This is a genomic window from Pseudomonas sp. Colony2 (assembly GCF_019382755.1).
Lineage (GTDB): Bacteria > Pseudomonadota > Gammaproteobacteria > Pseudomonadales > Pseudomonadaceae > Aquipseudomonas.
In genome coordinates this window covers 3511931-3512273 of the sequence record NZ_CP080030.1, presented here as the reverse complement: position 1 = coordinate 3512273, position 343 = coordinate 3511931, and positions in this window count along the sequence as shown.

Here is a 343-nt window from a genome sequence, read left to right as displayed (position 1 = left end):
TTGGGTGATGTTTGAGATTGGTTCCGCTCTTACAGCGGCTCACTTTTGAACAGCCGGAATGCCGGCCCAGTCAAAAGTAAGCAAAACGCTCTTGCCCCACCACTCGGCTCCTCGCCTAGGCTCGGAGTGCCCTCACTCCGGCTTTGGACCGTGGGCCGCCGTCATGGGCCATCCCTGGCCCAGGACGGCTAACCCGGCGTCCTGCCGGGTTACCCACGCTCCAAAGCCTGCGTTCGGCCAGCGTGGTTTAACGGGGCGCCTAAGATCAAGATCAAAAGCAGATCAAGAACACAGCGGCCTACCGGCCGGCTTGAGTGTTTAAAAGCCAAATCAAAAGCTAAAG